We start from the raw sequence: 20556 nt of genomic DNA on the forward strand, positions 1-20556 counted from the left end.
CCTTATCGGCCAGCGTCCCCGCCCGCCACGGTCTGCAGCTGGAACGCCCGCGCGTACGCTCCGTCTCTGGCCATCAGTTCCTCGTGCGTGCCCTCCTCGACGATGACGCCGCCGTCTAGGACGCAGATCCTGTCGGCCCTGCTCACGGTCGAGAGCTTGTGCGCGATCATGAGCGTCGTGCGCCCGCCCATCAGCCGCTCCAACGCGCGCACCACTATCCCCTCCGACGCAGCGTCGAGCCCGGCGGTGGGTTCGTCCAGGATGAGAACGGGGGCGTCGCGGATAACCGCGCGCGCGATGGCTATGCGCTGTCGCTGGCCCCCCGAGAGGGTCCCTCCCCGCTCCCCGACCACCGTGTCGTAGCCTTTCGGCAGTTTCTCGATGAACTCGTCGCAGTAGGCGACGCGGGCGGCCTCCCGGATCTCCTCGAAGGTCGCGCCGGGTCTGCCGTAGGCGATGTTCTCCCTGATGGTGGTCTGGAAGAGCAACGACTCCTGGAGGACGACGCTGATCTGGTCCAGCAGGGACTCAGGCTTGTACTCGCGGATGTCGCGGCCGTCGACGAGCACGGCGCCCGCCTGGGGGTCGTAGAGGCGCAGGATCAGGCTCGCCAGCGTGCTCTTGCCGGCGCCGGTGGCCCCGACTATCGCCATCGCCTCCCCCGGCTCGATCTTCAGGTTTATGTCTCGCAGCACCGGCCGTTCCGGTTCGTAGCCGAAGGAGACGCCTTCGAACCGGATCCCCCCCCGAAGACGCGGCGCGGTCTTGGCCCCCGGGCGTTCCTCTACGGCGGGCCGCTCGTCGAAGACTTCCACTATCCTCTCTACCCTCACCATGACCCTCGCGAGCTTCGCCCACAACCTCGAGAGGGTGTTCAGCGGGCTCTGCAGGTCGCGCATGTACTGGATAAAGACGACGAGCGTACCGGCGGTGAGGGCGCCGGCGAGCACCTGGTAGGAGCCGAAGACCACGAGTGCGGCCAGGCCGGTCGCCGACAGGATGGTGGTCGCCCACGAGAAGCGGGCCTCCAGCCGCGCCACGTTCACGTTGCCCTCGGCCATCTCGCCGGTCTGCTCCTCGAACCTGCGGTTCGCGAACCTCTCCCGGCCGAATGCCTTCACCACCCGGATCGAGGAGATCGTCTCCTGCGCCAGGGAGGTGACGTCGCCCTCCCTCTGGCGGACCCGGACCTCCTCGTCCCTGATGCGTCGTCTGAAGTACGCGGAGGCGAGCACTACGAGGGGGGCCCACGCCGCGGCGATGAGGCCGAGCCTCCAGTCTATGACGAGCATCACGGTGAGCATGCCGGCGAACTGCAGCACGCTGCTTATCCCGTCCACCAGCAGCTTGTCCGTCACCAGCTCCTGCACCTTGGTGACGTCCGTGGTGACGCGCGTGATCATGTCCCCGGTCCGCTGCCGGTCGTGGAACGCGAGCGAGAGCCGCTGCATGTGGTCGAAGAGGGCGCGCCGCAGGCTGAACGCCACCCTCTGGCTGGTGGCCGAGAGGAAGAACTCCTTGAGGTAGGTGAACAGGCCTTGCAGCACGGCGATGCCCACTATGGCGCCCCCGATGGCGAGGATGATCGTGGTGGGCGAGGTGGTCCGCGGGCCGGCCTGACCGACCTGCAGGACGTTGTCTATGAGGAACTTGAGCGGCCAGGGCTTGAGCAGCGCGACGAGGCTGGTCGCCACGACACCGACGAACGCCGGGACGAACCCGCGCCAGTGGGGCCGGATGAACGGGAGAAAGGTCCGAAGGGCCTTGAGCGTGACCGCCTCCTCACCCGTCCCGGTCTGCCCGAAGCGGCCGAACTTGCCCCTAAACATCACCTTTCCCCTCCGCCACCCGGCGCGGCCGGTTCCCTCCGGCTCGGGCGGACGGGTCCGACCGGCCTGGAGACGGCGCGGCCTCGCCGCGCGCCGGTATGCTCCGCCTCCTCGCCGACCTCGTGGAGGACGTCCATGCCCTCCCTGAGGAGCGCGCGGCAGCCCTCGTCGTCGATCTCCCCGCAGCCCAGGAGCAGGTGGAAGTGCTCGGAGTTCGCCCGCGCGCGGACGTTGAGGCCGTGGCCGACCTCGGGGGAGGCGGGCTCTCCCCAGCGGGTGTCCTCGTCGTGGGCGAGGGCGAGCCACACGGCCACGTCGCCGTTGCGGGCGCCCTGCCGGCGCTCCCCGCCGGACGTGGCGCTCAGGCCGCTGCGCCCCCACCTCAGAAGCCGGTAGTAGTCCGGGGAGAGGCACGCCTCCGTCTCGATGGCGCCGAAACCCTCGGGCAGGCGGTAGCAGACGAGCAGGGCGGGGCCGTCCGGGGAGAGGAGCACGGTCTTCCTGGCGCCGCGCATGCGGCTGCCGGCCTGCACGTTGGTCATCTCCACGAAGGCGTGCGAGTCCACGTCCACCAGGGAGGTTTGGTAGCGGTCGTGCTCGAAGCCGACGTCCGCCAGGGCGCCGGGGTGGTTCGCCGGTCGGTCCATGTAGCGGTTGATCTCTTCCTGGAAGTTCCAGTCGTCCGTGGGGTTGCCCACCACCAGGGCGCCCCCCCGCGGGCCGCGGGTAAACAGGTAGATCAGGCGCCCACCCTGCCGGGGGGAAAGGACGGCGTAGAGGCCGTCGTTGCGCAGGATCAACTCCCTGCCGCCGTCGCGGTCGAGGTCGGTCATCTTCAGCGATGCCCGCGGCCCCCTCATCTGGCGAACCACCTCGCGGCGTCGCTTATCACCTGGCAGGTCCGGGAGTGGCTCGCCACCGCCTTCGCCCAGGGCGCCGGACCGAAGCCCTCGTCGGTGTCCTCGTGCCAGGCGGTCTCGTAGGTGGAGGCCATGAGGTGTTTCCAGGCCAGATCGAGGAGCCGCCCGTCCGCGCCCGTCTGTTGCGCGGAGCGCACGGCACTCCGGGCGTCGGTCAGGTGTCCCTTGTAGGAGGACCACGCGGGGTCCTCCCACCAGCCAAGATAATCCTCCCTGGCCCGCCAGTCCCTGGCCAGCTCGAAGAAGGAGCCGCCCTCCAGCTCTCTCTCTTCTTCGGCGGGGTGGTCGGAGAGCCAGCCGCCGAGGCGCACGGGGACGACGTCCTCCCTGGAGGAGATCCAGCGCAGGAAGGCCTCGTACCGTCCCAGGGCGCTCGAGTCCCACCCGCCGATGCCGGCGGTGTTCTCCAAATCGTCGGCGTAGACGAGCAGCGTGTGGTCGTCGCCTCTCTGGGCGAGCGACTCGACCGTCTTCTCCAGGTAGCGCCAGTGCTCGGGGAACAGGGGCGGTACCCAGTAGCGCAGGTTGGCCGACATGGGCACCATCGTCAGGCCGTTGGCGCCGGAGATCCTGTAGGCTCTGTGGGTCTCGACGGGGCCGAGCACGTCCTTCGACCGCCTCTTGCGGCCGTTGCGCGAGGCGGATACCGAGGCGTATGGTCCCGCGGAGTCGAAGCGCGCCCTCGGGCTCTCCTCGTAGGAGCCGTTGGTGGGGTACAGCAGCCGGTCGTCGAGCAGGACGTAACGGTAGCCGCCGTTCTCCAGCCGGCCGCTCGTCAGGACGGGGGCCAGGCTGGAGGTGTCCCACACCCGCTCCGGGACCCAGCAGACCTTTACCTCCCCCGGCGGGCAGCCCAGGTGGTGCTCGTAGAGCCACAGGAACTCGTCGAGCTGGCGCAGGTTGAAGGAGGGCGGGAACACGGGCATCACGTTCTCCGCGTAGGTGCCGCCTATCAGGTAGACGAGGTCCTTCTCCCGCAGGTCCCTGACCATCCTTAGGAGCCACGGGGAGTACCAGGCGAGCGTCTCGACGAGGGTGCCGCTGATGTGGAGGTTGGCCGGTATGCCGTACTTCTCGTGCAGCCGCAGGGCCGCGGCGTAGCCCTCCGCCAGCTCGCCGATCCCCTCCCGGTTGTCGTAGCCGTCGGTGAGCAGGTACTGGTTGGCGTGGTGCACGAGCGCCAGGGGCACGGGCCTGACGGTCCGCGACTCTTCCGCGCTCAGGGTCCGCGTCCCGGCGGGCGCCGCTTCGGCTGCCGGGACGCTCGCCCGGCTCCCCGAGAGGGCTCGCGCGTACAGCCTCTCGTACTCACCGACGGCCCTCTCCCACGAGAAGTTCGCGGTCATGCACCGCTTCTGCAGGTCCAGCCACTCCACCCGGCGTCCGTACGCCTGCAGGGCTCTGCCCACCGTCTTTACCAGGTAGCGGGGGGAGCGGCGGGCGAAGTTGAACCCCAGTCCGTCCGACGGCCGCCGGTCGTAGTCCGGGATGGTCTCGGCCAGGCCGCCGGTACGTCTGACGACGGGCACGGTGCCGTAGCGAAGGGCGATCAGCGGCCCGAGGCCGCAGGGCTCGAAGGCGGAGGGCGCGAGGAAGAGGTCCGACCCGGCGTACACCTGCCTCGCCAGTGCTTCGTCGGGGGTGGCGTGGTACGCGACCGCGCCGGGGAGGCGCGTGGCAGCCTCCTCCAGCGCCCGCTCGTAGTGCTCGTCGCCCCTGCCCATCACCACGAGCTGGGCCCCCAGGGCCGCCACCTCGTCCACGGCCGCGCAGAGGAGGTCCAAGCCTTTCTGGTCCACCAGCCGGGCCACCATCCCCAGGAGCGGGAGGTCCGTGGCGACCCTTAGCCCGCTCTTGCGTTGAAGCTCCGCCTTGCAGATCCGCTTGCGCTCCAGGGAGGACTCGTCGTAGCGCGCGGCGATGCGCGGGTCGGTGCGGGGGTCGAAGTCCTCGTAGTCCACGCCGTTCAGGATGCCGTGGACGTCCCCGCTTCGGGCGCGGAGCAGGCCGTCCATCCCCATCCCGTGCCTGACGGTGAGTATTTCTTCCAGGTAGCGCCGGCTGACGGTGTTTACTACGTCCGCGTAGGCGATGCCCCGGGCCAGCATGCTCCCCTCGCCGTCCATGCCGACGAGCGCCTGGGTCTCCGGACCGAAGTGACCCTGGTAGGCGAGGTTGTGGATCGTGAACACGGTCCTCGTCCGGCCGAACGCGGCCCCGTGGCGCCCGTGACGGAGGTACTGGGGTACCAGCCCGGCGTGCCAGTCGTTGCAGTGCAGGACGTCGGGCCTCCACCCCGACCGCGCGACGAACTCCACCACGGCCCTGGAGAAGAAGATGAAGGGGGCCACGTCGTCGTCTTCGTAGCCGCCATAGACCGCCTCCCGGTCGAAGTATCCTTCACCACCCACCGAGTAGACGTCGACGCCCCGATGCCTGCCGTGATGCGCGAAGGTCGCCCTCTCCGTCCCCGTCCCCATGGGAACCCCGAACGAGAGCAGGGGCACCCCGGCCCCCACGCAAGAGTATCCCGGCAACACAAGCTTTACGTCGTGACCGGAGCGGGCGAGGGCCTTGGGCAGCGAAGCCCCCACGTCGGCGAGGCCGCCTACTTTGATGAAGGGATAGGCTTCGGCGATGGCGAACACGATCCTCAAGCGCTCGCTGATCACCCTATTCACTCCCCTTCCTCGGGAAGGGTTCCGAGCCCGGACGGCCCGTGCCTACCGCACGGATCGCGGGGCCGCTACGATACCTCCCTCTCCCGGCAAGGCCCCCGTATGCGCCGACCGCCCCGCGTGTCCCCCGGGTGCCGAGATCGGCACGTACAGCGCCCCAGTCCCGAGCCGGTCCGCCCGGGATCGTGCCTGCCGAAGGATTCCAGGTCGATAAAGCAGCCTGTGAGCACATGGCGTACCCCTACGTAAGCCTTCCCTTATCCCACCTTACGGGAGTTAACCCGCATTTAACTTTGCGTGGACGGGACGCTAACAAAATCCATTACGGCGGTAAATCGGTAATATTACATAGCCCATTTGGGGGGTACACTTCTGCGGAGAGTTGGTCCTGTTGGCGCACGCTGGGGGGTACTTGCGAGGCCCCCGGCGCTCACCCCTCGTCGATGGAGAAAGGGCGTATACGCACGATCCCGAAGCGCACGGCGTGGACGACGGCTTGAAGTTGCGAGGTCACGCCGAGCTTGCGGAGGATGCTCGCCACGTGGGTGTGCACGGTTCGCTCGCTCATTCCGAGGCGGGCCGCGATATCCCGGGTCTCGAAGCCGTCGGCCAGCGCCTGCAGTATTTCGCGCTCGCGCGGGGTCAGGCGTTCGACCCCCGAGCGCCTGACCAACTCTCGGAACCTCTCGCTCAAACGGAGGAGCCTGGCGGTCTCCGGCAACGAGTTCAGCGCCTGACTTTTCAGGAGGCGCCGCACCGCTTCGACTATCTCTTGCGCCCTCGAAGACTTGTGCATGACGCCGTCCGCACCGCCTGCGACAGCCGCGCCGTGTCGCACGGGATCGGTCTCCGCCGTGAGCACCAGGATCGCCGCCGAAGGGTTGGCCTTTCGCAACTCGTGCACGAGGCCTGTTGCGCTCCCGTCAGGCAGCGTAAGCTCCACCACGGCCGCGTCGAAACCGTCGCCAAGCATCTCGCATGCCTCGGCGAGAGACCCCGCCTGGCCCGTGACCTCCAGGTCCGGCTCTTGATTCAAGAACAGAGCCAGCGCCTCCCGAAGGACCGCGTGGTCGTCAACTATTAGTACCCGCGCCACGACCGTGCTCTTCGTCTTTGGCAAGGGCCGAAAGCCTTGCTTCCTCCGGACGCGCGTGGATCGGTCGGCGAAACAGCGGAGGAGGAGCCGCAACGCACGGCCGCGAGCCCGCACTCGAATGGGGGACCTTCTCGATGATGCTCGTGGTCGGCAAGGGCTTAGACTCCCTCGTACCACGGCCAGGCGGTCATCCGCATGACAACAGAGACCGCCAAACCGCCCCGGCTTCCGTATCGTGCTCCGCCGGTTGTCCCGCCGGCGGACGTCAAACCGTATCGTGTCCGAACCTTAACACAAATGCGACAAGGTTTGTCGGATTTCGTTCTGGCGTCGACCGTAGGCGGAGCACGGTTTGTACGGGCGGGGTGCACATTGCCAAAGAGTCAGAGGAAGGTTCGAGGTGCAGGTCGTTCGGGGCAACCTCCTCGTGGTGGCGAAGCCGGTTCCCCTCGGACGCGTCGCGGGTCGATCTGCGCGCAGCCGGGCATGATGGTGCGGAGCATCCACCGGGCTTACTATACGTTCGGGAGACGGGCACGAGGTATTGGAGCGTATGGACTTCGGATTGGGCAGGGAGCAACGGGAGTTAAAGGATCGGGCGACGGAGTTCGCCGACCGGGAGGTAGCTCCGCGGGCCGCGGGGTTGGACTTGGAAGACAGGGTCCCGTTCGAAACGCTGGAAAAGCTCTCGGAGATGGGCTTCATGGGTCTCTGCGTGCCAGTGGAGTACGGCGGGGCAGGCCTGGACTTCCTCTCTTACTGCCTCCTGATCGAGGAACTCAGCCGGGCCGACGCCGGCGTCGGGGTAACGCTCGCGGTCCATACGAGCGCGGGAACTTTGCCGATCCTGCTCTTCGGCACGGAGGAACAGAAGGCGAAGTGGGTGCCGCCGCTCGCACGCGGCGAGAGGATCGGCTCCTTCGCCTTGACCGAGCCTTCGACGGGCTCCGACGCCGCCGCGATCGAGACGAAGTCAGAGAAGGTCGAGGGCGGGTACAGGATCAGCGGCCACAAACAGTGGATCACGAACGGCCGCATAGCCGGCACCACGATCCTCTTCGCCCGCGCCCCCAAAGGCGTTACCGCGTTCATAGTCCCGATGGACGCCGAAGGTATCTCTTTCGGCAAGCACGCGAAGAAGATGGGCGTCATCTCCGCTACCACAGACGACCTGCTGCTCGACAATGTCTTCGTGCCCGAGGAAGACCGGTTGGGAGAAGAAGGTAAGGGGCTGGGGGTGGCGCTTGGGACGCTGGACCCTGGCAGGATCGGGATAGCGGCCCAGGCGGTCGGTATCGCCGAGGCCGCCTTCAGGTACGCGGCGGGCTACGCCGCGAGGCGCACGACTTTCGGCAAGCCCATAGGGGAGCACCAGGCGATAGCTTTCAAGCTCGCGGACATGCAGACGAAGATCCGGGCCGCCAGGCTGCTGGTCCACGAGGCCGCGTGGATGAAGGACCAGGGGATGCGCGTAACCGAAGCGGGCGCCAGGGCGAAACTCTACGCTTCGCAGGTCGCGAACGAGGTGACGAACGACGCGTTGCAGGTACTTGGGGGGTACGGGTACATGAAGGACGAGAGCCCTGTCGAGAGGTATTACCGGGACGCCAGGGTTACGGAGATCTACGAGGGTACAAGTGAGATCCAACGCCTCGTCATCTCCCGCGCCATCCTGCGCGAGCAGAACGAGCCTCTGGAGGAACCGGGCGGGGTCGAAGGCTCGCGGACCGTCGTCGGGTGAGGGCCGGCCGCATCCGGGGTGGTGGGAGGGCGCTCGGAGGTCTCGGGACATTGCTTCTGGTCCTCGGTTCGGCGGGTTGGCTCGCGGCGTGCGGCGGGTGGTTTCGCGGCGTGCGGCGGGTGCCCGTGCTCAGCGATGTCGGGGGACAACAGGACTCTCTTGATGAATACCCGTCGGTCTCGGTGGTCCTGGCGGCGCGGGACGAGGGGGCGGAGGTGGGGGAGGCCGTGCGCTCTGTCCTGGAGCAGGACTACCCGGGACGGCTGGAGGTAGTGGCCGTTGACGACCGCTCGACCGACCGCACGGGCGAGATCTTCACCGAGCTCGCGGCCGAATATCCTGAAAGTCTCAAGCCGCTGCGGGTGGACTGTCTACCCGAAGGTTGGCTCGGAAAGAACCACGCGCTCTACCTCGGGGCAAAGCAGGCCGAAGGCGAGTGGCTGCTCTTCACGGACGCGGACGTCCGCTTCGCGCCAGGGTGCGTGGGCGACGCGGTCCGGTACGCCCTGCGGGAGAGACTCGACCACCTTACCCTCTCGCCGGAGCTGATCTCGCGCGGCGTGGCCTTGAAGAGCTTCGTGGCGGCCTTCGTGCTCGTCTTCGAGGTCACCCAAAGGCCGTGGCGGGCCGCGGACCCCGGGGCGAAGGAGGCCGTCGGCGTGGGGTCTTTCAACCTGCTGAAGCGCGAAGCCTACCTTGCGTCCGGGACCCACCGGGCCATCCGTCTGCGCCCCGACGACGACATGAGGCTGGCCCGGATGCTCAAGGAGGCAGGGTTCTCCCAGGGCGTCGCCTACGGCACCGGGTCCATCAGCGTCGAGTGGCACCGGAGCCTCGCCGGCGCCGTCCGGGGACTAGAGAAGAGCATCTTTCCCGGACTGGACTACAGGCTATCGACGGCCCTGGTGGCATCCTTTGTGCTCTTCCTGATCAACGTGGCGCCTTTCTTCGGGACGCTCTTCGCGCGCCGCCCGGCCGTGAGGGCGATCTGCTTTGCCGACGTGCTGGCCGTGGTTGCCATGTACGTTTACGGGCCGAGGATCTCAGGCTCGAAGCTCTCGCCCCTCTACGCGGCGCTCCATCCCTTCGGGGCCGGCGCCCTTATCTACGCCACGCTCAGGTCTGCCGCCGTGACGCTGGCGAGGGGCGGCGTCGAGTGGCGGGACACCTTCTATCCCCTGGACCTCCTGAAGAACGCCCCGTAAGGCCCCGCGCCACGGACCCCGCCGGACGCTATGCTACAGTTCGAGCATAGGGACGAGAGGACGGAGGAGCACGTCTTGGATACCAGGAAGAGCGCCAAAGACCGCTGGGAAGAGGCCTACTCGAAAGCGCCGGAACGCGACGCCGAGTTCTCGACCATGTCGGGCGTCCCGATCAAACCGCTCTACACCCCGGAAGACGTGGAGGGCGACTACGACGAGAAGATCGGCTACCCCGGAGAGTATCCTTACACCCGCGGTGTCTACCCGAACATGTACCGGGGACGCCTGTGGACCGTGCGCCAGTTCGCCGGCTACGGGGACCCGGAAGAGACCAACAAGCGCTTCAAGTACCTGCTCGAACACGGCCAGAACGGCCTCTCCGTCGCCTTCGACATGCCCACCCTGATGGGGCTGGATTCGGATTCGCCCCTATCTCTGGGTGAAGTTGGAACAGAAGGCGTTGCCGTGGACTCTCTGGAGGACATGGAGAGGCTCTTCGACGGGATACCGATGGGCGAGATCTCGACCTCCATGACCATCAACGCCCCCGCCATGGTCCTGCTCGCGATGTACGTAGTCGCCGCCGAGAAGCAGGGCGTCTCGCCCGACCAACTCGCCGGCACCAACCAGAACGACATCCTCAAGGAGTACATAGCCCAGAAGGAGTGGCTCTTCCCGCCCCACCCTTCCATGCGCGTCTTCAAGGACATGCTCGTCTACGCCACGGAACACATGCCCAAGTGGAACACCGTGAGCATAAGCGGCTACCACATCCGCGAGGCCGGGAGCACGGCGGCGCAGGAGCTCGCCTTCACCCTCGCGGATGGGTTCGCCTACATAGACGCCGGGATAGAGGCCGGCCTCCACGTCGACGACTTCGCGCCGCGCTTCAGCTTCTTCTTCAACTCGCACGTGGACTTCTTCGAGGAGATCTGCAAGTTCCGGGCCGCGAGACGCATCTGGGCGACGGTGCTCCGGGAGAAGTACGGCGCCGAGGACGAGAAGAGCCTGCTGATGCGCTTCCACACCCAGACCGCGGGCGTCTCCCTCACGGCCCAGGAGCCGTACAACAACGTTGCCCGTACCGCCTTCGAGGCCCTCGCCGCCATCCTCGGCGGCACCCAGAGCCTCCACACCAACTCCCTGGACGAGGCGCTCGCGCTGCCGACGGAAGAGGCCGTGCGGATAGCGGTAAGGACCCAGCAGATAGCGGCCCTGGAGACCGGGGTGACGAACACCATAGACCCGTTGGGCGGCTCGTATTTCGTCGAGGCCTTGACCGACGAGTTGGAGCGGCAGGCCTACGAGTATTTTCGTCAGATAGACGAGATGGGGGGCATGATCGAGGCCATAGAGGCGGGCTTCCCTATGCGCGAGATAGCCGAGGCCTCCGCCCGCTACCAGCGCGAGCTAGAAGAGAAGAAGCGCCACATGGTAAACGTCACCATCTACGAGCCTGAAGTAGAGCAGGACGTAGAGACCCACCGCATAGACCCCGAGATCTCCCAGAGACAGTTGGACCGTCTCAAAGAACTCAAGGGGAAGCGGGACAACGACCTCGTAGAGAAGTGTCTGGAAGAGCTCAAAGAAACGTGCCGGGGCGAAGGGAACACGATGTACCCGATCATCGAGGCCGTGCGGGCCTACGCGACGGTCGGGGAGATAAGCCACGCGATGCAGGAGGTCTTCGGCCCCTACCGCGAGACGCCGGTGATTTGAGAGCATTTCAGCTTGTCAGCCGGTCAGCTTTGTGAGCAGCAAGGAAGGGTTTTCCGGGGATGATTCGCGTGGTCGAAGAGTCGGCCGCCCGCCTGGCCGAGTACGGCACGGTGCCTATAGCTTTCTGGGTCCGGTCTCGCTTCCGCGTGGAACCTGTCCGCGGCGGCCTGGCTCTCGTCGAGGAGCGAGTAGCACCTTACCTCAAAGATTACGACAGCATTCGGGGCGAGGGACCGTCGTGCTGGTCGGATACCTTCGATCTCTCGCGTTGGGCCGTCCTATCTGCCTTCGAGGGGTCGCGCCGGGTCGGTGGCGCGGTCGTCGCGTGGAATACGCCCGCTGTTCACATGCTCGAAGGACGTAATGACCTGGCCGTTCTCTGGGACCTGCGGGTCCACCCGGAGCATCGAGGTCTTGGTATCGGCCACCGGCTGTTCGATAGCGCCGTCGCCTGGGCCCGCGGGCGACGGTGTCGTTCGTTCAAAGTCGAAACACAGAACGTCAACGTACCGGCGTGCCGGTTCTACGCGCGGCGCGGCTGCGAACTCGGGGTCATAGACTTCCACGCGTACGGCGACGTTTCCGACGAGGTCCAACTCTTGTGGCACATGGACTTGTGAAGGATCGAGGCGGCAAGTACGGCATGGACGAGGGCGTAGGACAGCCGGAGGGATCGTCTGAGAGACGCGATCCGCTCGAACGGGTGCGCACAAGCTTCGAGAGGCAAGGGCTCATGCGACTGCTCGGTGCCAGGGTCCTGGAGGTGGGGGAGGGATCTTGCACCATCGAAGTTCCTTTTAGCGACGAGGTTACGCAGCAGGAGCGGTACTTTCACGGGGCCGTGATCGGCGCGGTCGGGGACAACGCGGGCGGGTATGCCGCCCTTACCCTGGCCCCGCCGGACCGGGAGGTCTTGACCGTCGAGTACAAGGTGAATTTTCTCGCGCCGGCTTTCGGCGAGAAGCTCGTCGCCCGCGGGGAGGTCGTGACGGCGGGCCGCAGGCTCTTCGTCTGCAAGGCCGACGTCTCGGCGGTGGGCGGGAACGGGGAGCGAATCTGCGCGACCGTGCTCCAGACCGTCTCCCTCTCGCCAATAACCGCCCGAACATCACGCTAAAGACACCGGCATCCCGCCGGTGTACACTTCATTTGTTACTTATATATCAAAAAATTCCGGAAGGAGGCCTGGCGTGCACGCGAGGGTTGTTGACCTCAGGATGAGGCCTGTGGAGACGAGGGATATGGTGCGTGTGTACCGGGAAGAGGTGGTGCCCGCGGCCAGGAAGCAGGGAGGGTTCAAGGGGGCGATACTTCTGACGGACCCGGAGACGGGGATCGGCATCTCCATCACCCTCTGGGAGACGGCGGCCGAGCGGGAGGCGGCGGTTGACGGCGGCTTCTACGACGAGAAGATAGAAAAGTTCGCGGCCCTGCTGACCGAGACGCCCGTCCGCAGGCACTACGACGTAAGCATGGTGGTCTGAAGCGAGGCTTGCGGACGGAGTTGGGGCGGGAGCCCGTCGAGCCGCTCCTTCATCCTGTAGGGTCGCCCGACGTTCACCATCACGAGGTGATCCGACCTCGCCGGCATCGCCGGCTCCTCCACGTCCCGCGCTATCCGGGCGGCGACGTTGTCCCACGAACGCCAGGTGCCGGACGGCGTTCCCGGTAGCCCCCGCGCCGCGAGGCTCTCCACTGCCTCTTCCATGCGCCAGTGCGCCAGATTGTGTCGGAAAGGACGGCCGGGCGCATCCCTCAAACGGGTGATGTTCCGGCCGAAGACGCCCCGGGTTCGCGGCCCGGAGCATGTTCGTCTGGTAGCATTAACGTTCGAGGAGCTCTCCGCTCCGGTGCTGGGGAAAGCGCGATGAGGAGGTCTCTACTGTGGCTATTGGGGAGACCCGGACCGAACACGAGGTGCTTGGCCTGGGCGAGGAAGATCTACGAAAGATGTACCGTTACATGTTGCTCGCCCGGAGGACCGACGAGCGGTCCTGGATCCTGAACCGTCAGGGCAAGGCCGCGTTCGTCATCTCCTGCCAGGGCCAGGAGGCGGCCCAGGTAGGCGCCGCCTACAACCTCCGCCCCGGCCACGACTACGTCTACCCGTACTACAGGGATCACGGCATAGTGATGACCCTCGGCATGACCCCCCGCGACGAGCTTCTCGCACTCCTGGGCAGGAGAGAAGACCCCAACAGCGGCGGACGCCAGATGCCCGGACACTTTAGCAGTCGCGAGCTGAACATAGTCACGGCTTCGGCGCCCATCGGCGTCCAGTACCCGCAGGCGGCCGGCACGGCGCTCGCCTTCAAGATGCGCGGCGAGGACGGGGTCGTGCTGGCGTGCGGCGGCGAGGCGTCCACGAGCGGCGGCGACTGGCACGAGGCCATGAACCTCGCAGGCATCCACGACCTGCCCGTGGTCTTCATGATCGAGAACAACGTCTACGCCATCTCCGTCCCCGAGAAATTTCAGGTGGCGGGCTCCATCGCGGGCCGCGCCGAAGGCTACGGTTTTCCCGGCGTTGCCGTCGACGGCAACGACGTCCTCGCAGTCTACGAGGCCGCCAGGGAGGCGGTGGCGCGGGCGCGCCGGGGGGAAGGCCCGACGCTCATCGAGGCGAGGACGTACCGGATGACGGCCCACTCCTCCGACGACGACGACCGGCGTTACAGGGAGCGGGAGGAGATCGAAGCCTGGAGGCTGAAAGACCCCATCACCCGCTTCGAGAAGTATTTGCTGGAGCACGGCGTCCTCGACGAATTCCAGAGGGACGAGCTTGACGAGGAGGTGAAGGCTGAGGTCAAAGAGGCTTCTGCCTACGCGGAGAACGCGCCCTTCGCCGACCCCGACGAGGGGTTCGCCGGCGTCTACGCGGAGGTGTAGGAGATGGCCACGAAGAGCCTGCTCCAGGCCATCCACGACGGCCTCGCCGAGGAGATGCGGGCGGACGAAACGGTGATGGTGATGGGCGAGGACGTTGGGCGGGCCGGGGGCGTCTTCAGGGTAACGCAGGGGTTGCAGGAGGAGTTCGGGGAGGCGCGGGTCTTCGACACGCCGCTCGCGGAGAGCCTGATCGTGGGCTCCGCGATAGGCCTCTCGGTCAACGGGATGCGGCCCGTCGCGGAGATCCAGTTCGCGGACTTCATACCGCCGGCCTTCGACCAGATCGTCAACGAGGCGGCCCTGTTCTACTACCGCTCCAACGGCGCCTACAACGCCCCCATAACCATCCGCGCCCCCTACGGCGTCGTCCCCGGCGGCGCGTTGTTCCACTCCCAGTCCGTTGAGGCGTACTTCTGCAACACCCCCGGTCTGAAAGTGGTGGCCCCGACCTTCCCGGCCGACGCCAAGGGCGCGTTGAAAAGCGCCATCCGGGACCCGAACCCCGTCCTCTTTCTGGAGCACAAGAAATCCTACCGGCTACTCAAGGGCGAGGTGCCGGACGAGGACTACGCCGTTCCGCTGGACCGGGCGAGGGTGCATAGGGAGGGAACGGATCTCACCGTTATCTCCTACGGGTTGATGCTCAACGACGTCTCGCGGGCGGCGGAGAAGATCTCCGTCGAGCACGGCATCGAGACGGAGGTGGTCGAGCCGATCTCGCTCTACCCGTTGGACAAAGAAACGATCCTGCGTTCCGCGAAGAAGACCGGCAAGACCCTCGTCGTCTCCGAGGCGAACCTCGAAGGCTCGGTGTCGGGCGAGATCTCGGCGCTCGTCGCCGAGCACGCCTTCGAGTGGCTCGACGGCCCGGTAAGAAGGATCGGCGGCCCAAACAGCCCGGCGGCGCCTTTCGCCAAGCCCTTGACCGACGCCTTCGTCCCCTCGGCGGAGAAGGTCGAGGCCGCCATGCTTGACCTGGCGCGCTACTAGGTAGGGGGAAGAGATGGCCGAACCGATAACGATGCCCCAACTGGGGGAGAGCGTCACCGAGGGCACCATAACGCGCTGGCTCAAGGCCGAGGGGGAAGAGGTCGAGCAGGACGAGCCGATCGCGGAGGTGGAGACTGACAAGGTCAACACCGAGCTGCCGTCGCCGCTGGCCGGAAAGCTTCAGAGACTGCTCGTCTCCGAGGGGACCACGGTTGACGTGGGGACCGAGATCGCGCTGGTCGCCACCGGCGGCGAGGAACCTATCGAAACTCCCCCACGCGAGAACGCAGTGGCCGAATCTCCCACGGAAGAGTTCCCGGCCGCCGGGACAGAGGCCCAGCCCGTCGCGTCGGCGGCCAGGCCCGCCGCGGAGGCCCGGACGGCGGCTGGAGGAGACGGCAACGGTCGGGCTTCCGCGAGTGCCGAGGAACTCAGGCTGCGGCGGTCTTCTCCCGTCGTGCGCAGGCTCGCGGCCGAGCACGGGGTCGAGATCTCCTCCATCTCAGGCACCGGCACCGGCGGCCGGGTGACGAAGAAGGATATTGAGGTCTTCCTGGAAGAGCACGAGGCGGCGCCCGAGATGGCTGCGCAACCGGCGCCCACCACGCCGGAAGCCGCGCCGCGGCGCGCGACCGTCCACGATGGGGATAGGGTGGAAGATGTGACGGGCATCCGGCGGGCCATCGCCAACCGGATGGCGTTGAGCAAGCGGGAGATCCCGCACGCCTGGACCCTCGTCGAAGTGGACGTGACGGGCCTGGCCGCGTTGCGCGAGAAGGAGAAGGCCGCCTTCCTGGAGCGGGAGGGCGTGAAGCTCACGTACCTGCCGTTCATCGTGAAAGCGGCAGTCGAGGCGCTCGGGGAGAACCCCGTTCTGAACTCCGTCTGGGACGGGGACAGGATAGTACTACGGAAAAAGATAAACGTGGGGATCGCGGTAGATCTGGACGGCGCCCTCATCGTCCCCGTCGTCCCCGACGCCGACGAGCTCAACATTACCGGCCTCGCCCGCCGCGTAGACGCCGCGGTCAAACGTGCGAGAGCGGGCAAACTCGGCACGGAGGACGTCTCCGGCGGGACCTTCACCGTCAACAACCCTGGCTCTCTGGGCAGCGTAGCGTCCACACCAATCATCAATCATCCGCAGGCCGCCATCCTGCAGGCCGAGGCGATAGTCAAGCGCCCGGTCGTCTTAGACGACGCCATCGCCATCCGCAGCATGATGAACCTCGAGGTCTCTTTCGACCATCGCATCCTCGACGGCGGCGCGGCGCTCAAGTTCTTGAATGCGGTGAAGCGGCGGTTGGAGGGCTATGGGCCGGAGGATGGCGTCGGCTAACGGGCAAGGCGCGCCGGCGGAGGGGGAAACGATACAAGGGGATCGGAAGACCGCCGACTAGCGAGGGCCCGTGCGAGACGCGCCGCCAGACTTTTCCGGGGATCTGTCGAGGGACCTGTGGCCGGGTTGTCCGGGTGATTAGATCGGCTCGATCCCTACGCCTGGCACGTAAAATCCTTGACGGGCTTTCCCCGAACGGCTAGCCTCCGGGGCATGTCCGTCGAGTTCTTGTTGACGTCGCTCGTCGTGGTCCTCATCCCGGGCACCGGGGTTGTCTACACGATCTCGAGCTCGATCGGCGGTGGCCGGCGGCGCGGGTTGTTCGCGGCCGTCGGCTGTACGTTGGGCATCGTCCCCCACATGCTGGCGGCCATGCTCGGCCTGTCCGGGATCATGCAGGCCGGGTCGGTCGTGTTCGAGGTGGTCCGATACGCGGGGGTCGCCTACCTCCTCTTCATGGGCTTCTCGATGATCCGCGACGCCGGTGACCTACGTTTGGACGGCGAGGCCGCCCCGGTCGAACCCATGAACCTGGTCGTGCGGCGCGCGATCCTTTTGAACGTCTTGAACCCGAAGCTCACCCTGTTCTTCTTCGCCTTTCTGCCGCAGTTCCTCGACGCTTCGCCGGGCCTGCTCGACGCGAGGCTGATCTGGCTCGGAGGGGTCTTCATGCTCATGACCCTCGCCGTGTTCGCCGTCTACGCGCTCGCGAGCGCCGCCCTTCGTGACCTCGTGCTCTCGGCGCCCGTTGCCCGCCGGTGGGTCGAGCGCGCGCTCGGCGCGTTCCTGATAGGGTTCGCCGCCAAACTCGCCCTCACAAACCGGTGAGCCCCAAAACCCGGGGTTGCCCGCCGACTAGAGGTTCGGTCGGCAGGCGCGGACAAACCATGCACGAAAGCGCGCCACGCCATCAAGCCGATCGAGCGGGACGGTTGGCGATTGGTCAGAACGCGGGGCAGTCACCGACAACACAAGAACCCTGACAGCTCTGCAAATTGCTGTGAGTAGCCGGTCCGCACAAGCGGCATGAGAAGGTCCCAGGCTGCCCGGTCCGGCCTCCGCTTGTGGCCCGCGTGGGCCGTTGCTAATCTGCACCGGGGAACAGGCTGATGGGAGCAGGCGGTTTTGGAGGAGGTTGTCTCGAACGCTACTGATGCGCGCGCGACGATAACGGTTGGTCGGAGGTCCACCTGCCTGGACCGGATCGGCGTTTAGTCCTTTGCGCGAGCCCGGAGATCTGCTAGAGAAGGTCTGGGAGCTTATCGACCGTGAGGAGCCGGTCCGTCTGGCCCGGGAGCTGGTCCGCATCCCGAGCGTCTACCGGCCCGAAGACCCGGCCGGCAACGAGGAGGCCGCCGCCCGGTTCGTTGCCGAGTACCTGGAAGGGGCCGGCTTCGAGGTGCGGACAGAGGAGGTCGCGCCGGGGCGGCCGAACGTGTGGGCCGTGTGGGAGGGGGATCTCCCGGGCAAGACCCTTCTCTTCGAGGCTCACACGGACGTGGTGACGGAGGGGGTGGCGGAGGATTGGGAACATCCGCCTTTCGCGGCGGAGCGGGAAGGGGGGCGCCTCTACGGCCGGGGGTCTTGCGACACGAAGGGGAATTTGGCGGCGGCTGTGGTCGCCGTACGCGCGATCAAGGACTCGGGCGTCTCTTTTCCGGGCAGGTTGGTACTCTGCCACCCCGTCGACGAAGAGGGAATGATGGCGGGGATCAAGGCGTTCGTCGAGGGCGGGCACGCTTCCGGGGTGGATGCGGCCGTGATCTGCGAGCCCGAGGAAAACCAGCTCTGCGTCAGGCAGAAGGGCGCTCTGCGCGTAGAGGTCACGGTGCGGGGGAGGATGGCCCACGGGGCGATGCCCCTCAGCGGCGTGAACCCGGTGACGCGGGCCGCCCGGTTCGTGGTGGCGGTCGAGGAGTTGGAGCGGGAGGAGATCGGGCGCTGCGGCGAAGATCCGTTCGTCGGCTACCCTAGCCTGACGCCGACGATCCTGATGGGCCCCGAGTTCGGGGAGCCCCAGATCAACGTGGTCCCCGCTAGCGCCTACGTCGCCCTCGACATCCGCACCACCCCCGCCCAGTCGCACGGGGAGTTGGTCGGCAAGCTCGAAGGGATCTTGAAGCGCCTCGCCGACGAGGACCCGGACTTCGACGCGACGCTTGAGGTGATCGAGGAGCGCCCGCCCACCGAAACCCCAAAGGACGAGCCCCTCGTCCGGGCCACGGCCGCCGCCTACCGGAGGCTGACCGGCGCGGAACCCCGCTACAACGGCGTGCCGGGCGCGACAGACGGCACGTTTCTGCACGCGTGGGCCGGCATTCCCATAATCACGACGGGGGCCGGAGACCGCGAGATCCCGCACCACAAGGACGAATGGGTGGACGAGGAGGAGCTCTTCACGGCCTGCAAGCTCTACGCCGCCACCGCCATGTACTACGCCTACGGAGAGGACTGAAGATGTTCGACTACCGCTCGATGTTCGATTTGACGGGAAAGACGGCGCTCGTCGTCGGGGCCGGCAGCGGCATAGGGGAGGCGAGCGCCCAGGGGCTCGCCGCCTTCGGGGCCGAGGTGTACGCGGCCGACGTGAATGCCGAGGCGGCCGAGGCTACTGCCGACGGCATCATGGAAAACGGTGGGAAGGCCATAGCCATCGGGCTGGACATGCTCGATTCCAAGAGCGTCGCGGCGGTGGCGGAAGGTATAGGGACGCCCGACGTGCTCGTCAGCACGCCGAGCGTCAACGTCAGGAAGCCGGTGTTGGAGATCACGGACGAAGAGTTCGACAGGATAGTGGACCTGAACCTCAAGGGCACTTTCCGGCTCGTACGGCAGTTCGGGCGGGGCATGGCGGAGCGCGGCTCGGGCAGCATCATCGCGTTCTCGAGCATCCGGGCGCAGGTCGTCGAGCCGGGGCAGGGCGTCTACGCGGCCACGAAGTCGGGGACGGTCCAGATGCTGCGGGCCCTGGCAGCCGAGCTCGGGCCCAGCGGGGTGCGGGTCAACGCGATAGCCCCCGGTGTGGTCGAGACGCCGCTCACGGCCCAGATCAAGGACAGCCCCGACTGGTACGGCTCGTACGCCGAAAAGAGCATCCTCGGCCGGTGGGCCCAGCCGCACGAGATGGTCGGCATGGTCGTCTACCTGGCCTCCGAGGCCGCCTCCTACGTCACCGGCGGCTTCATGCTCGTCGACGGCGGCTGGACCGCCGCAGACGGGCGCTTCACGCCACCGCTGTAGCGGTTCGCTTCGCGAACCGCGCTTTCAGCTTTTGGCTATCAGCGGTCAGCTTCTTTGTTGCTGGAGAGGCTTGGTTTCGTCAGAGAACCGGACAAACGTGGTGGCTCCGCGGGGCGACGTGGGCGTTTGTCCAGTCTCTCCACCTCAGGAGGAAGCCGAAAGCCGACCGCTGATAGCTGACGGCGCGCCGAAGGCGCCACCCGTTTGACAGCGAAAGCACGGGTGCGGATACTTCGGCCGATGATGACATCCGGCCGAAGCCCGGAGAAGGAGAAGGTGATCGGTGGCGAGCCCCGGCAGAGATAGAGGCAGTTCCATATTCGACTTCAGCACGCGGGAGATCGTGATATCCGGGATCATCGGCGGCGTCGCCCTCTTCCTGGGCGCGACCCGGCTTGGCCTGATACCCGTTCCTATACCCTTCGTCGGGAACGCCACCCTGCTTCACATACCGGCCGTCCTCGGGGGGGCGCTGGAAGGCCCCGTAGTCGGCCTGCTCGCCGGCGCGATATTCGGCGCTTTCTCCTTCTTGTACGCCGAAGTGCCCCTGTTCAGGGACCCCATCGTCGCCTTCGTGCCCCGGCTGCTTATCGGCGTCGTGGCCTGGATGGTCTTCGCCAGCCTGAGGCGGTGGAACATAGACTTCGCCTCCGTCGCCGCCGGGCTCGCCGGATCGCTGACCAATTCCATAGGCGTATTGGGATTGGGGCTCATACTGCCAATAGGCCCCGAGGCCTACCTGCCGGTAGAGGCGGTGGTTGCGAGCCTGCCGCAGGTGATCATCGAGGCGATCCTCGCGGCCATCGTCACGGTCGTGGTCGTACGCGGCGTCCTGCTCGTCCGCAGCGGCCGGACGACGGCGTCTGAGACGGGTTCCGACGAAGAGCGGCGCTATTAGAGGGACGTTCGC

At 66.8% G+C, this 20556-nt stretch carries 19 protein-coding genes; 14 read left to right on the forward strand and 5 right to left on the reverse strand.

Going from position 1 to position 20556, the window contains the following annotated elements; all coding sequences use genetic code 11:
* Positions 1–2: 2 nt before the first annotated feature.
* From GBA63_RS03675 to GBA63_RS03690, 4 genes are all read right to left on the reverse strand, one after another.
* Positions 3–1829: an ABC transporter ATP-binding protein gene (locus GBA63_RS03675; protein WP_228282451.1), complete on the reverse strand. Its 1827-nt coding sequence runs from the start codon at positions 1827–1829 to the stop codon at positions 3–5.
* Positions 1829–2701 (reverse strand): hypothetical protein, encoded by an 873-nt coding sequence (locus GBA63_RS03680; protein ID WP_207957062.1) that lies wholly within the window; start codon positions 2699–2701, stop codon positions 1829–1831. Before GBA63_RS03680 ends, GBA63_RS03675 begins: the two co-directional genes overlap by 1 nt.
* On the reverse strand, positions 2686–5421 hold the full coding sequence (locus GBA63_RS03685) for a glycogen/starch synthase (protein WP_166173595.1): 2736 nt from the start codon (positions 5419–5421) through the stop codon (positions 2686–2688). Before GBA63_RS03685 ends, GBA63_RS03680 begins: the two co-directional genes overlap by 16 nt.
* Before the next feature lie 436 nt (positions 5422–5857).
* Positions 5858–6547 (reverse strand): response regulator transcription factor, encoded by a 690-nt coding sequence (locus GBA63_RS03690; protein ID WP_228282288.1) that lies wholly within the window; start codon positions 6545–6547, stop codon positions 5858–5860.
* 529 nt (positions 6548–7076) lie between these two features.
* Between GBA63_RS03690 and GBA63_RS03695 the strand changes: the two genes are divergently transcribed.
* The 6 genes from GBA63_RS03695 (at position 7077) to GBA63_RS03720 (ending at position 12672) form a co-directional block, all read left to right on the forward strand.
* Positions 7077–8264: an acyl-CoA dehydrogenase family protein gene (locus tag GBA63_RS03695; RefSeq protein WP_166173597.1), complete on the forward strand. Its 1188-nt coding sequence runs from the start codon at positions 7077–7079 to the stop codon at positions 8262–8264.
* 50 nt (positions 8265–8314) lie between these two features.
* A complete protein-coding gene (locus GBA63_RS03700) occupies positions 8315–9469 on the forward strand; it encodes a glycosyltransferase (protein ID WP_166173599.1) in 1155 nt (384 codons plus the stop codon).
* Between the two features lie 30 nt (positions 9470–9499).
* Positions 9500–11188 carry an acyl-CoA mutase large subunit family protein gene (locus tag GBA63_RS03705; protein ID WP_166173601.1) on the forward strand — a complete coding sequence of 563 codons (1689 nt, stop codon included), beginning with the start codon at positions 9500–9502 and terminating at the stop codon, positions 11186–11188.
* Positions 11189–11247: 59 nt separating this feature from the next.
* Complete coding sequence (locus GBA63_RS03710) at positions 11248–11808, forward strand: GNAT family N-acetyltransferase (RefSeq protein ID WP_166173602.1); 561 nt, start codon at positions 11248–11250, stop codon at positions 11806–11808.
* A 113-nt stretch (positions 11809–11921) separates the two neighbouring features.
* Positions 11922–12305 (forward strand): PaaI family thioesterase, encoded by a 384-nt coding sequence (locus GBA63_RS03715; protein WP_207957063.1) that lies wholly within the window; start codon positions 11922–11924, stop codon positions 12303–12305.
* Positions 12306–12414: 109 nt separating this feature from the next.
* On the forward strand, positions 12415–12672 hold the full coding sequence (locus GBA63_RS03720) for a hypothetical protein (RefSeq protein WP_166173604.1): 258 nt from the start codon (positions 12415–12417) through the stop codon (positions 12670–12672).
* Here the strand turns inward: GBA63_RS03720 and GBA63_RS03725 are convergent.
* Positions 12648–12896 carry a hypothetical protein gene (locus GBA63_RS03725; protein WP_166173605.1) on the reverse strand — a complete coding sequence of 83 codons (249 nt, stop codon included), beginning with the start codon at positions 12894–12896 and terminating at the stop codon, positions 12648–12650. The two genes, GBA63_RS03720 and GBA63_RS03725, sit on opposite strands and share 25 nt — an antisense overlap.
* A gap of 242 nt (positions 12897–13138) precedes the next feature.
* Here GBA63_RS03725 and GBA63_RS03730 point away from each other — a divergent pair, with 242 nt between their 5' ends.
* From GBA63_RS03730 to GBA63_RS03760, 8 genes are all read left to right on the forward strand, one after another.
* Complete coding sequence (locus tag GBA63_RS03730; protein WP_166179784.1) at positions 13139–14077, forward strand: thiamine pyrophosphate-dependent dehydrogenase E1 component subunit alpha; 939 nt, start codon at positions 13139–13141, stop codon at positions 14075–14077.
* A gap of 3 nt (positions 14078–14080) precedes the next feature.
* Entirely contained in the window at positions 14081–15067 is a 987-nt protein-coding gene (locus GBA63_RS03735; protein WP_166173606.1) for an alpha-ketoacid dehydrogenase subunit beta, read from the forward strand.
* Between the two features lie 13 nt (positions 15068–15080).
* The gene (locus GBA63_RS03740; protein WP_166173607.1) at positions 15081–16406 is read left to right on the forward strand and encodes a dihydrolipoamide acetyltransferase family protein; all 1326 of its coding nucleotides are present in this window, start codon (positions 15081–15083) and stop codon (positions 16404–16406) included.
* A 213-nt stretch (positions 16407–16619) separates the two neighbouring features.
* Positions 16620–17234, forward strand: coding sequence for a LysE family translocator (locus tag GBA63_RS03745; protein WP_166173608.1), 615 nt, complete (start codon positions 16620–16622; stop codon positions 17232–17234).
* An 81-nt stretch (positions 17235–17315) separates the two neighbouring features.
* Positions 17316–17414: a type II toxin-antitoxin system HicA family toxin gene (locus GBA63_RS24250; RefSeq protein ID WP_407690829.1), complete on the forward strand. Its 99-nt coding sequence runs from the start codon at positions 17316–17318 to the stop codon at positions 17412–17414.
* 211 nt (positions 17415–17625) lie between these two features.
* Positions 17626–18861 (forward strand): M20 family metallopeptidase, encoded by a 1236-nt coding sequence (locus GBA63_RS03750; RefSeq protein ID WP_207957064.1) that lies wholly within the window; start codon positions 17626–17628, stop codon positions 18859–18861.
* A 2-nt stretch (positions 18862–18863) separates the two neighbouring features.
* Positions 18864–19646 (forward strand): SDR family NAD(P)-dependent oxidoreductase, encoded by a 783-nt coding sequence (locus GBA63_RS03755; protein WP_166173609.1) that lies wholly within the window; start codon positions 18864–18866, stop codon positions 19644–19646.
* 283 nt (positions 19647–19929) lie between these two features.
* Positions 19930–20544, forward strand: coding sequence for an ECF transporter S component (locus GBA63_RS03760; protein ID WP_228282298.1), 615 nt, complete (start codon positions 19930–19932; stop codon positions 20542–20544).
* Positions 20545–20556: the final 12 nt, after the last annotated feature.

Source organism: Rubrobacter tropicus (assembly GCF_011492945.1).
In the GTDB taxonomy this organism is placed as follows: domain Bacteria; phylum Actinomycetota; class Rubrobacteria; order Rubrobacterales; family Rubrobacteraceae; genus Rubrobacter_D; species Rubrobacter_D tropicus.

Excerpts from the sequence above, each read along its gene's own strand:
- GBA63_RS03710 (WP_166173602.1), top strand. The coding sequence starts at position 11,248 with ATGATTCGCGTGGTCGAAGAGTCGGCCGCCCGCCTGGCCGAGTACGGC.
- GBA63_RS03735 (WP_166173606.1), top strand. The coding sequence starts at position 14,081 with ATGGCCACGAAGAGCCTGCTCCAGGCCATCCACGACGGCCTCGCCGAG.
- GBA63_RS03740 (WP_166173607.1), top strand. The coding sequence starts at position 15,081 with ATGGCCGAACCGATAACGATGCCCCAACTGGGGGAGAGCGTCACCGAG.
- GBA63_RS03675 (WP_228282451.1), bottom strand. The coding sequence starts at position 1,829 with ATGTTTAGGGGCAAGTTCGGCCGCTTCGGGCAGACCGGGACGGGTGAG.
- GBA63_RS03725 (WP_166173605.1), bottom strand. The coding sequence starts at position 12,896 with ATGGAAGAGGCAGTGGAGAGCCTCGCGGCGCGGGGGCTACCGGGAACG.
- GBA63_RS03745 (WP_166173608.1), top strand. The coding sequence starts at position 16,620 with ATGTCCGTCGAGTTCTTGTTGACGTCGCTCGTCGTGGTCCTCATCCCG.
- GBA63_RS03695 (WP_166173597.1), top strand. The coding sequence starts at position 7,077 with ATGGACTTCGGATTGGGCAGGGAGCAACGGGAGTTAAAGGATCGGGCG.
- GBA63_RS03705 (WP_166173601.1), top strand. The coding sequence starts at position 9,500 with ATGCTACAGTTCGAGCATAGGGACGAGAGGACGGAGGAGCACGTCTTG.
- GBA63_RS03730 (WP_166179784.1), top strand. The coding sequence starts at position 13,139 with ATGTACCGTTACATGTTGCTCGCCCGGAGGACCGACGAGCGGTCCTGG.
- GBA63_RS03755 (WP_166173609.1), top strand. The coding sequence starts at position 18,864 with ATGTTCGACTACCGCTCGATGTTCGATTTGACGGGAAAGACGGCGCTC.
- GBA63_RS03715 (WP_207957063.1), top strand. The coding sequence starts at position 11,922 with ATGCGACTGCTCGGTGCCAGGGTCCTGGAGGTGGGGGAGGGATCTTGC.